General features: G+C 44.6%; 9 protein-coding genes. 6 read left to right on the top strand and 3 right to left on the bottom strand.

The genetic code is table 11. The annotated features are described in order from the left end of the window. Window positions 1-213 precede the first annotated feature (213 nt). The 5 genes from QT974_RS04460 (at window position 214) to QT974_RS04440 (ending at window position 7,997) form a co-directional block, all read left to right on the top strand. Window positions 214-1,950, top strand: a complete 1,737-nt coding sequence (locus QT974_RS04460; RefSeq protein ID WP_333467312.1) for an ATP-binding protein — start codon at window positions 214-216, stop codon at window positions 1,948-1,950. 682 nt (window positions 1,951-2,632) lie between these two features. After that, window positions 2,633-2,827, top strand: coding sequence for a hypothetical protein (locus QT974_RS04455; RefSeq protein WP_333467311.1), 195 nt, complete (start codon window positions 2,633-2,635; stop codon window positions 2,825-2,827). 108 nt (window positions 2,828-2,935) lie between these two features. Next, window positions 2,936-3,940: an RNA polymerase sigma factor, RpoD/SigA family gene (locus tag QT974_RS04450; RefSeq protein ID WP_333467310.1), complete on the top strand. Its 1,005-nt coding sequence runs from the start codon at window positions 2,936-2,938 to the stop codon at window positions 3,938-3,940. Between the two features lie 495 nt (window positions 3,941-4,435). Continuing rightward, window positions 4,436-4,930 carry a hypothetical protein gene (locus QT974_RS04445; RefSeq protein WP_333467314.1) on the top strand — a complete coding sequence of 165 codons (495 nt, stop codon included), beginning with the start codon at window positions 4,436-4,438 and terminating at the stop codon, window positions 4,928-4,930. A 523-nt stretch (window positions 4,931-5,453) separates the two neighbouring features. Then, a complete protein-coding gene (locus tag QT974_RS04440) occupies window positions 5,454-7,997 on the top strand; it encodes a PAS domain S-box protein (protein ID WP_333467309.1) in 2,544 nt (847 codons plus the stop codon). Between the two features lie 141 nt (window positions 7,998-8,138). Here the strand turns inward: QT974_RS04440 and cobO are convergent, their stop codons facing one another. The 3 genes from cobO to QT974_RS04425 all read right to left on the bottom strand — a co-directional run bounded on the left by cobO (window position 8,139) and on the right by QT974_RS04425 (window position 10,429). Then, window positions 8,139-8,774 (bottom strand): cob(I)yrinic acid a,c-diamide adenosyltransferase, encoded by a 636-nt coding sequence (gene cobO / locus QT974_RS04435; protein WP_333467308.1) that lies wholly within the window; start codon window positions 8,772-8,774, stop codon window positions 8,139-8,141. A gap of 309 nt (window positions 8,775-9,083) precedes the next feature. Then, a complete protein-coding gene (locus tag QT974_RS04430) occupies window positions 9,084-9,662 on the bottom strand; it encodes a Uma2 family endonuclease (RefSeq protein WP_333467307.1) in 579 nt (192 codons plus the stop codon). Window positions 9,663-9,805: 143 nt separating this feature from the next. Continuing rightward, window positions 9,806-10,429: a hypothetical protein gene (locus tag QT974_RS04425; protein WP_333467306.1), complete on the bottom strand. Its 624-nt coding sequence runs from the start codon at window positions 10,427-10,429 to the stop codon at window positions 9,806-9,808. Window positions 10,430-10,541: 112 nt separating this feature from the next. Between QT974_RS04425 and QT974_RS04420 the strand changes: the two genes are divergently transcribed. After that, on the top strand, window positions 10,542-11,813 hold the full coding sequence (locus tag QT974_RS04420; protein ID WP_333467305.1) for a molybdopterin molybdotransferase MoeA: 1,272 nt from the start codon (window positions 10,542-10,544) through the stop codon (window positions 11,811-11,813). The last annotated feature ends 141 nt before the right edge of the window (window positions 11,814-11,954 follow it).

The raw sequence follows: 11,954 nt of genomic DNA, 5'->3' as shown, positions 1-11,954 counted from the left end.
CCCCCTAACCCCCCTTAATAAGGGGGGGACAAGAGTCCAATCAAAGTCCCCCTCCCACCAGGGGGATGCGAGGGGGATAGGAATTTTATGGAGCTTTACTTTACATTTAATTGGTATAACAACTAACAACTAACAAATAACAACTAACAAATAACAAATAACAAATAACAACTAACAAATAACAACTAACAACTAACAACTAACAACTAACAAATGACAACTGACAAACCGTTAGGCTCTGTTATCCAAGGTTCCCTCAGCAAGGGATTAGAAGTGCGACTGCACGCCGACGTTTCGGTGGAAGATATGAGGGTGGGGAAATTTCTAGTAGTGCGGGGCGTACGATCGCACTTTTTCTGTATGCTCACCGATGTGTCCCTCGGAACATCCAGCACTCGCATTTTATCCAACCCTCCCAACCCCAACGACGATTTTCTCCTCGCAGTCCTCGCCGGTAGCAGCACCTACGGTACGATCGAGCTGGCGCCAATGTTGATGCTGACTGCGGAAAAAGAAAAATCTCAAGCAATCTTCAATCCCACAGGTAACGGAGTCCCCGATAAAAAGTTAGCCTTGGGAAATTTGGGCTCTTTTGAACCGCAAAGTGGCGCCGATATGGAGTTGCTGCCGGTTAAAACGATTCCCAGCCACTTTTCTCAGGTGTTTGATGCCAAAGAAACGGACTTTCGGGCGGTTTTTGGCTGGGAAGATGACCCCTATCGCCGCAATTTTGCGATCGGCAAACCGATTGACATGGATGTGGCTGTGTGCTTGGACTTAGACAGATTTGTGGAACGCAGCAACGGAGTTTTTGGCAAGTCGGGAACCGGAAAATCTTTTTTGACGCGCTTGCTGCTGTCGGGCATTATTCGCAAGCAAGCTGCTGTCAATCTAATTTTTGATATGCACTCGGAGTACGGCTGGGAAGCAGTTTCCGAAGGCAAACAATTTAGCACTGTTAAAGGTTTGCGACAGTTGTTTCCCGATAAAATTCAGATTTATACTCTCGATCCTGAGTCTACAAAGCGCCGGGGAGTCCGCGATGCTCAAGAGTTGTTTTTGAGTTTCGAGGAAATTGAAGTGGAAGATATCTCGCTAGTCCAGCGGGAGTTGAATTTGTCGGAAGCTAGTATCGAAAATGCGATAATTTTGCGCAATGAGTTGGGCAAGGGTTGGATCAATAAGTTGCTGGAAATGACCAACGAAGATATTCAAATGTTTTGCGAAGAAAAGCGGGGAAATAAATCTTCGATTATGGCTTTGCAGCGAAAGCTTGAGCGTTTGAATGATTTAAAATACATTCGCAAACGCTGTCCCAAAAATTATGTAACTGAAGTTTTGCAGTGTTTGGATAGTGGAAAAAATGTAGTAATTGAGTTTGGTTCTCACTCGGATTTGTTGTCATATATGTTAGCAGCAAATGTGATTACTCGCCGCATTCACGGAGCTTACGTGCGGAAAGCGGAGAAGTTTTTGATGAGTAAAAATCCGTGCGATCGCCCGCAACCGTTGGTGATTACCATTGAGGAAGCCCACCGCTTTCTCGATCCGGCGATCGTGCGATCGACGATTTTCGGTACGATCGCCCGCGAAATGCGAAAATACTTCGTAACTCTACTGATTGTAGACCAGCGCCCCTCCGGTATCGACGGCGAGGTGATGTCGCAAGTCGGCACGCGGATTACAGCCTTACTAAACGACGATAAAGACATCGATGCTATCTTTACGGGCGTTTCTGGAGGGCAGAGTTTGCGATCGGTTTTGGCAAAACTCGACTCGAAACAGCAAGCTTTAGTTTTGGGACACGCGGTACCGATGCCGGTAGTTGTGCAGACTCGTCCCTACGATGAGCAATTCTACAGGGAAATCGGGGATATTGACTGGCAAGCACTGCCGGACGAGCAAGTGTTTGCTGAGGCAGAATCTGCAAAAATGGATTTGGGATTTTAGATGAGATAGGATTGCTGTCATTTGCTTGCTTGCGAATCAAATTATTTGCGTCGCTCCGTGTGGCTCTGTTGTGATGCAGCGGCCCGGCGATCGCATATTAGGCAATCTGTCTCGTGACAACTACCAAATCGATTTTAGGAATCATGTATTTCAATAGTGAAAATTAATTGTTGCCAATGCTGGCAATCAGCGAAATAGCTAGGTAATTTTTGGGGCAAGGGATTTAAAATTAGGCTCGACATTTAAAAAAAAATATTCTCCCGGTTTTAGCTAAGGGGATGTTTCCCTCTCACCCTCTCACCCCTCATCCCTAACTTCACAAAATTTGCCTAAGCTTAAATATGGTTGAGCTTCCAGGTAAAATTCCAATCAAATAGCCCAACAGCCAGCTATTATAAACCCTTAGTTACTCACAGCAGAATTTGCATAGCATATTAAAAAAAGAATGTCAATAATTATTTTAAAGAGTAAGTTGCAGCGAATACGGCGATCGAGTTCGGTTATCTCGCATCGCAACCTCTAGGCAGCGAGAAAAATTCAAGCGATGATGGAACAGAGAGCAAAACAAAGCCCTCGAATTGCATGAGTCTGTTTGCATGAGTCTGTTTGCATGAGTATTGTGAAGTTGAGTTGCAGTTAAAACTAGCAGGGAATTGAAAACCTTAAGGAAAAATGTAGAATCTTGACCTTAAGACAGAGGTTTTTACCCTTTACGAACCTCAAAATTTGGAATAATATTGAGAAAAGTAAACTTAAATTCACTTCGCCGGAATTAGCCGTAAAAGCTAGCGAACTACGGAAAATCAACGGGGATTACGAGAAAATCAAGCACAAAAGTAATCCCAAACAACAAGCTTCTACCGATCGTCACCGATAAACAGGAGGGGTAATATCCCCCCTGTCGCAGTCTTTATCCCACTTTTACAAGTGGGACAGGGTATCACCAACTTTTTATCTGTTGTTACAAGGAGTGCAATACTCACCCATGTCCACCACCACCCCCAAAACCAAAACAGTGAAAGCCGATCGCATGGGCACCCGGCCATACTCCTCAACGGATACGGTTCGTACCTATCTGCACGAGATCGGTCGCGTACCGCTGCTAACCCGAGAAGAAGAGATTGTTTTCGGGAAACAGGTACAGCAAATGATGAAATTAATTGAAGCAAAACAAGCACTTGCTAAAGAATGGCAGCGGGAGCTAACTCAGCAAGAGTGGGCTGCCGAAATGGAGTTGACCGAAGCCGAACTGAGCCGGATATTGCAGTTAGGGCGGCGCGCCAAGCAAAAGATGATTGAAGCGAATTTGCGCTTAGTAGTGGCGATCGCCAAAAAATACCAGAAACGCAATATGGAATTCTTGGATTTAATTCAAGAAGGCACTCTCGGTTTAGAACGAGGAGTCGAAAAATTTGACCCGATGCGGGGATACAAATTTTCTACCTATGCCTACTGGTGGATTCGCCAAGCAATAACTCGGGCGATCGCCCAACACGCCCGCACCATTCGATTGCCAATTCACATCACCGAAAAACTCAACAAAATTAAAAAAGTGCAGCGGGAACTCACCCAGCAGTTGGGTCGTTCTCCCTCGCCTGCGGAAATTGCCACCGCCCTAGAACTGCAACCTTCCCAGATTCGGGAATACCTGCTGATGGCAAGACATCCAGTTTCTTTGGACTTGCGCGTAGGAGACAACCAAGATACGGAACTGCAAGAACTCTTAGAAGACGAAACAGCATCTCCAGACAATTACATCACCTCGGAATTGTTGCGGCAAGACCTTGATACTTTGATATCAGAACTTACCCCGCAGCAGCGAGATGTGATCGTTCTGCGCTTTGGTTTGGAAGACGGCACAGAAATGTCTCTGGCGAAAGTCGGAGAACGCCTCAATCTCAGCCGGGAACGGGTGCGGCAGCTAGAACATCAAGCCCTCGCCCACCTGCGGCGCCGCCAATCTCAAGTCCGAGAATACTTGGCTAGCTAGTCACTAAAAAAGTTGAGATTTTCCCCAAATCTCAACTTTTTTTAGGTCTTCGTGCTGCTGGGAATGATTGTTTGATAACGATTGTTAAGTAAGTAAGTAAGCGAGCGAGTGAATGAGGTAAAGATCCGTAATCGGTAATTAACAATTAGTAAGCTGGCGAGTAGCTCACCATATTCGATAAAGGCTATATTTGAGAGGTAGATCGCCCTTCGATCGAGGCGATAGTAAAAATTGTCTCAACTAATTTTAGATGAGAGTTCAAAAACCAGGCGGGCGATCGTTCCTTCAAGTTAATATCCTGCTTTAACGCAGAGCGGCTGTTTTACACTGAAATTGCATATTCCCAACAGGCTCGCGTGCTGGTTCCACAATACTTGGATTGATTCTTGACGCACAATTTAAATGTAGAACAGCTTACCCGGTTTCTGTACAAGCTGTTTGAAAACTGGTACTAGAGGCGCACCGAGGCGGCTATTATAAATGTTGGGGTCTGGAGTGGTTTTGACTTATTGGATATTAACAAGCAGTTTAGAAGTGATGGCGATCGCCCTTAGCGTCTCGCCCGGTAACTTTAGCATCGCGGCCGCACGCGGGCGAAATGACTCAAACATCAAATCTGGGCTTTTGACCTCACAACCACCCCCAAATCTCGCGTCAGATACAGCTAATAGAGGTTTAGGAGACGGTGTTTACCTCTACGGTCAGTCAAGCAAGCCAGATGAAATTAAAAAAGAATATTTTGTATTTGAACTGCGACAGAGTAAAGTAGTTGGCGCTTTTTACCTGCCTCGGTCTGCTTTTTATTGTTTTTACGGCACTGCTGCGCGAAATCAGTTAAATTTAACAGTTGTGGACACTTACGACGGCAGTCGCTCTCCCTACTCGGTAAATCTGCCACAATATTACCCCATAGCAGCTATTAGCGAGAACGATCGGCGAATTTTGGGTATTTGCAAGGAAGCTCACAAACACGAAGTGTGGGGAAACTAATATAGCCTTGCCAGCAAAAGATGAAGTATAACTTAGATTTTAGATTAGGGGATTGGAAGATTGGGCGATTCGAGGATTCGGGGATTGCAGGATTGGGCAATTGTTAATGAATTTGTGAATACCTAATCTCCGAGAACCGCTAGACAATTTAAAAATTTCTATTTGTTAGATGGGAGATTTGAGATTGAAAAGGGTAATCATATGGCCCAGCGATCCTAAAATGAGGTGAATCAAACCTACTTTGTCAGAGGATTGGCTGATTTGGCAAAAATCTGGTTTCATAAAAAATCAGTTCCGATGACCGCACCGGAAGCCCGCAGGTGTTAGCTGTATACTACTTAACAAGGCAGCGGTAGAGTCCGTCAGATAGCAAACAGGAAATCCCAGAAAATGTGAAGCTCCGGCGTACCCTACAACACTTCCTCCTGCAATACTGGCACCGCCCCAGGAGTCAGGGCTCAAAAATAGCAGTAAAATTGCTTCTGAGTTGAGAATTTTGGACGGACATCACACACACGGCAAGATGAAACTGCGTCGCAAAACACTATCAATCGTTGGTCTTACTATCGCTGGACTGACTGGCATTCTGTATGCCACCTCGTCGAGCATCCTTTTGGGCAGCTTGGTCAAAGCAGAGGAACAAGAAGCGACACAGGTTGTCAAGGGAGTGCTCAGCGTGTTCGGACAAACCGCAGACGATTTTAACTCGCGCTTTGCGGACTGGTCGGCCTGGGATGACACCTATACTTTTATCCAAAACCGCAACTCAGAATTCATCGCCTCTAATTTAGTTCCAGAAGGACTGGCTAATTTAAGAGTTAATCTAGCCGTATTTGTCAATACTTCTGGCAAAATAGTTTACGGTACGAGTTTAGACAGTCAAAAGCTGAAACTAACGCCTGTTCCATCCGCCTTAAAACAGCGCATTTCTCTGAGTGACCCACTGTTGCAGCACCCCAATGTTGAAAGTAGCCTCGCTGGTATCCTGTTGCTGCCCTCAGGGCCAATACTGATTACTTCCCGGCCAATTGTCACGACAAAAAGTACCGGCCCGATCAAAGGTACAGTGATATTCGGGCGCAATTTAGATGCAGCGGGCATTGCGAAGCTGTCTAAAATCACTCGCTTGCCGCTGACTGTACACAGTATTAATGAGCCTCATTTACCCTCTGACTTTCTCAAGGCGCGCCATCAACTGTCGGGAAAAAAACACATTTTCGTGCGTCCTGTCAGCGAAGATTTGATGGCAGGTTATGCTTTGATCCGGGATATTTACGATCGACCCGCGCTGCTACTGCGGGTAGATATGCCCCGAGAAATCTACCACCAAGGTCAAACCAGTTTAATGTACCTGCTGGTGTCTGTAGGGTTAGCCGGAATTGGGTTTATCGGCTGCACTCTGCTGTTGATTGAGCGTCTGGTACTGTCTCGGTTGAGCAGTTTGGCCAAAGGAGTAAACCGCGTCAGCAGCAGCCAAGACCTCTCGGTGCGGCTCCCGGTGACGGGCGAAGACGAGTTGGCCGACCTTGCCCATACTATCAACGGAATGCTGTCGGCGATCGCGATCGCCGAGGGCGAACAACTAGAAGAAAAAGCCCGATACCGAGCCGTAGTCGAGCAAGCTACAGACTGCATTTTCCTGTGGGACGCTCAAACCAAACGCATTTTAGAAGCGAATACAGCCTTTAGAAACTTGCTCGGTTACACTCTTGATGAGATTTCGCAACTGAGTGTTTACGATATCGTCGCCTATTCTAAAGACATAGTTGACAGCAATATCGAGTTTTTGCTGTCGAACAAACAATTCAGAATTGGCGAAGTTATCTACCGCCGCCGAGACGGTTCCTGCGTGGATGTGGAAGTCAGCGCCAGCCTGATTTCCTACGGCGGCCGCGAGATTATTTGCACTGTTGTCCGCGACATTACCGAGCGCAAGCAAGCGGAAGCCGAACTGCGAGCATCAGAAGAACGCTACAGACTTTTGTTTAAAAATAACCCCCATCCGATGTGGGTTTACGACTTAGAAACTCTGGAATTTATAGCGGTCAACCACGCTGCTATCAAGCACTACGGCTACAGTCGCGACGAATTTCTCAATATGACAGTGGCAGACATTCGTCCCTCCCAAAAGGTGCCGAAATTGCTAAAAAATATATCCCAAGTAGATGCCGGTCTTGATTTTGCAGGTGTGTGGCAGCACCAGATAAAAAACGGCACAATTATTGATGTAGAAATTACTTCTTATGCCCTAATATTTGATAATAGAAATGCCGAGTTAGTGCTGGCTCACGACGTGACCGACCGCTTGCAAGCGGAGGCAGAACTTTACAAGGCAAAAGAAGCAGCAGAATCAGCTAATTTAGCTAAAAGTCAGTTTTTAGCTAACATGAGCCACGAACTGCGAACTCCTCTGAATGCGATTATCGGTTATAGCGAAATTCTGCAAGAAGAGGCTTTAGATTTTGGGGAAACAGATTTTGTGGAGGATTTGCAGAGAATTCACAATTCAGGCCACCATTTACTAGCCTTAATTGATGATATTCTAGACTTATCGAAGATAGAAGCGGGTCACGCGGAACTAGAAATAGAGGATTTTGACGTATTTGAGGCTGTTCAAAATGTAGCGAGGACTGTGGAACCGCTATTTTTGCGAAACACCAATCAGTTGAATCTGGAGTGTCCTAATAATATTGGGCAATTGCATTCCGATAAAACTAAGCTTACTCAAATTTTATTTAATTTGCTCAGCAATGCTGCTAAGTTTACTCAGAAAGGAACAATTACACTTTCTGTTGAAAGAATTACAAATAATCAGAATAGTTGGGATTGCGAACAGTTGATTTTTAAGTGTACTGATACCGGGATTGGGATGACCCAGGAACAAGTACAAAAATTATTTCAACCATTCACACAGGCTGACACTTCGGCTACGCGAAAGTACGGAGGAACGGGTTTAGGTTTGTCAATAGCACAGAAATACTCTCAGATGTTGGGGGGAGAAATCACTGTGAAGAGCGAGTTTGGCAAGGGTTCAACTTTTACTTTCATATTGCCAGCATTGCTATGATAGCATCTATGTTGCGATCGGAGCGATCGCTTGACAGTCATGACTTGAGCCATCTCCTAAACCAGGTTCGCAGTCAGGAATTCAATTTGCTCCTAATCAGCTTTAAGCCAATCAGGACTAAAGTCTTGACTGCCAAGTATATTAATATTCGATGCCTGCTTGAGCTTTAATTCCTTGTTCTCGGAATGGATGCTTAACTAAAGTCATTTCCGTGACCAAATCAGCGCGTTCGATTAATTCTGGCGGCGCGCCTCTACCCGTAAGAATAACATGAGTTTGTGCGGGTTTTTGTTCTAAGCCGGAGAGAATTTGCTCTACTTGCAAATAACCCATTTTTAATGCTATGTTAACTTCATCTAACAGCACTAACTTAAATTCTGGATTACAAATAAAAGTTAGGGCTTTTTGCCAAGCTTTTTGGGCTGTTTCGATATCTCGCTCGCGGTCTTGCGTGTCCCAGGTAAAACCTTCACCCATGGCATGAAATTCTAGCTGTTTTTCCCATAGTTCAAAAACGGCTTTTTCGGCGGGTTCCCAGGCTCCTTTAATAAATTGTACTATGGCGACGCGGTAGCCGTGACCGAGCGATCGCACAACCATGCCCAAAGCCGCCGTAGTTTTCCCTTTACCGTTACCCGTATTCACAATTATCAAGCCTTTGTCTGGGGCCGCGTTAGCGATTCGCTGCGCCTGTACTTCTTGGCGGCGCTGCATTTTCTGTTTGTGCTGTTCGGCGGTTAAACCTGTGGTTGTAGTTATTTCTGTATTGGTTTCCATGAGACTTTTTATATAGCACGTCTAAATGAATTGTACAACTAATTGACACTTTTATCTAATAGTCTTTAATTGTTGAAATAAATAAATGTCTGTATGTGTCATTGCGACGCCGGAAGCAATCTCAGTCTTTGCAATTGCTGCCGGGGTTGCAATAACATAAAATTATTATTTAGTGTGTATTTCAGCGATTGCCCAAAGAATGAATATTTGAATTGTACAATTGATTTAAACTAACTATGACCGCAGATGTAGGCGCTGAGGCTAGACGAACAGTACACAAATAAACGCTGATAGATTCAGGATGTCTAGTTAAAGCCAGAGTGCTTGCAAATTGAGCACGAAACCGGGCAAAATATCTTCTCCTGAAAGTTCTGTAGGACATTCCAAAATTTGTTTTTCTTGTCCTTGGCGGTAGATTTCCACTCGGCGCGTTTTGCGGTTGATTAACCAGCCTAATTTTACTTGGTTGTCCATGTATTCTTGCATTTTGTTTTGAGTATCTTTGAGACTGTCAGTCGGGGACATCAACTCTAGGACAAAATCTGGAGCGATGGGAGGAAATTTTTGTTTTTGTTCGAGAGTGAGTGCATCCCATCTTTCCTTTTTGATCCAAGAGACATCGGGAGAACGATTCGCACCGCTGGCTAGTTTGAAGCAAGTTGAAGAATCGAAACAAACTCCCAGTTGGGTTTTTCTGTTCCAAATCACAAAGTCAGCATTGATTTCTGAATTATAATTTCCGGTTTCTCCTCCTGTGGGTGACATGACGATTATTTCTCCTTGGGCGTTGCGTTCAAATTTGACATCGGGGTTGGCGCGACACAGTTGATAAAATTGGTCGTCGGTGATTTGGGCGATCGCATTAAAGTTGATTGTGACTGCTAGCATGGTATTTTAGAGGCTGCACTTGGAGTGTTTTAATCGCAGATGAATGCCGAGCGATGCAGGTTTTGTAAATCGCAAACTGGGGAATGCTATTTTTGAAGCGGGAATATTTGATCGGACACTTATGCTAGCATTATATCACAAAGCTATAACGACGCGTCCATATTTTTATGAAAACTTTTTTTCAGGAAAGATTGACAGACATACCAATAATAAAAGGCAATGTTGATTTCGCTCAACAACTTGGGAACCCCTTCTAACAAACTAGATAATATCTTGTCTTCCAACTTTAGGGCATCGATGCCGATCGCAAAAAACAACAATCCCAATCCAGCCAACAAGATTTTGTAGGGAGTAGCCTGTAGTTCTCGCCGAAAAAACCATCCGTAGGAAAACACAAATATAGCGTACAGAGAAATAACTCCTAGCTTGGGAATTCCCAAAGCGTTAATATATAGATGAATCCTGTAAATTTCATTTAGTAGAAATGCGCCAGTTAACAAAGCAGAAAACATAATAAATCTATTTTCCGAAGAACGCAGTTGTATATTTTTAGCAAATCCATAGCTAAAGCTACAGACAATGACTGGTACAGTACATAACACTTGAAAGGTACGAGTTAATAAGGCGACATTGGGGTTAGGGGAGAAAAAAGGGTGAAAGAATAAATCACTAACTTGTAATCCTGAAATTTGAGTCAAGACAACCAGAAGTCCCACCAGCAAGAGAGATAAAAAATTGAGTCGAAAAGCTGAACGCCAAATATTCATAAGCGAGGGAAAACTCAAGGACGGTATAGCGCCGACAAATCAAAAAATACTTTTCCACTATAGCTGCTGATTTGCTAAACTAAGAAGAGTCTTGTCAAACGGGGTGACACTGATGCTGTCGGTAAAAGAAGCAGAATCGATCGTTCTAAATTTGGCGCAACCTCTCGACAGTCAGCAGGATGTAGAAACTGTAGACTTGCTGGCAGCATCGGGGCGCATTTTGGCGGCACCCGTGACGGGTTCCCTCGATTTTCCCTATTGGGACAATTCGGCAATGGATGGCTATGCTGTGCGGTTTACTGATGTGGAAAATTGCAGCGCCGAAAAACCAGCGGTACTCGAAATAGTTGAGGAGATTCCAGCGGGATATCCACCTCAAATTACCGTGCAATCGGGCCAAGCAGCCCGAATTTTTACGGGCGCGATGATGCCGGATGGTGCTGATACGGTGGTAATGCAGGAAGATACGAGGCGTGAGGGCGATCGCATTTTCATCTTAGTTTCTCCTGAAAAACCGCAAGCATTTGTCAGGCACAAAGGCGCTTTTTATCAAGCAGGAACACCGCTGCTAACTCCCGGTACAGTTATCAATGCCCCAGAAATAGCAGTGTTAGCAACTGCACAGTGCATTCAAGTTCCAGTTTATCGGCGCGTGCGCGTGGCAATTTTTTCAACGGGTGACGAATTAATATCGCCCGAGCAACCTTTGGCATCGGGTAAACTGGTAGACTCCAATCAGTATGCTTTGACTGTTTTGTTGGCACAGATGGGATGTGAAGTAATAAGATTGGGGATAATTCCTGACAATGAAAATGCGCTAAAAAAGGCGATCGCTCAGGCAGTTTTGACAGCAGATTTGGTGCTTTCAACTGGCGGTGTTTCCGTAGGAGATTACGATTATATTGAGCAAATATTGGCAGATTTACAAGGCAAAGTTCACATTAGTTCTGTGGCGATTAAGCCGGGAAAACCTTTAACAGTTGCTACCTTTAAACGAGATAAACAAGCATCTACTTCACCGATTTTAAGTTCTGATTGTCTCTATTTTGGTTTACCGGGAAATCCGGTTTCTGCTTTAGTGTGCTGTTGGCGGTTTGTTGTGCCTGCTTTGCGAAAGATAGCCGGGCTGGGCGCGGATGCTTGGGGCCCGGAGTTTGTAACAGCTCGATGTCATGCTGAATTGCGATCGCACGGCAAGCGCGAAACTTATGTTTGGGGTAAACTGCATTTAGTTGCCGGAGTGTGGGAATTTGAGCCTGCTAGCGGCAGCCAAAATTCAGCTAATTTAATTAACCTCGCCCATACCACTGGTTTAGCAGTTTTGTCCGCATCGGAAACCAGGATTTCGCCCGGCGAATTCGTTGAAGTTTTAAAAGTTAGTTAAGAGTTATTTGTGATTGGTTATTTGTTATTTTGTTGGAGAACCACTAACAAATAACCACTAACAAATAACCACTAACAAATAACCACTAACAAATAACCAGTAACAAATAACCAGTAACAAATAACCAGTAACAAATAACCA

It is taken from the genome of Microcoleus sp. BM001215392, from assembly GCF_036700185.1.
In the GTDB taxonomy this organism is placed as follows: domain Bacteria; phylum Cyanobacteriota; class Cyanobacteriia; order Cyanobacteriales; family Microcoleaceae; genus Microcoleus.
The sequence above is the reverse complement of the archived record's forward strand: the minus strand, read 5'-3'. Positions and strand labels throughout refer to the sequence as shown.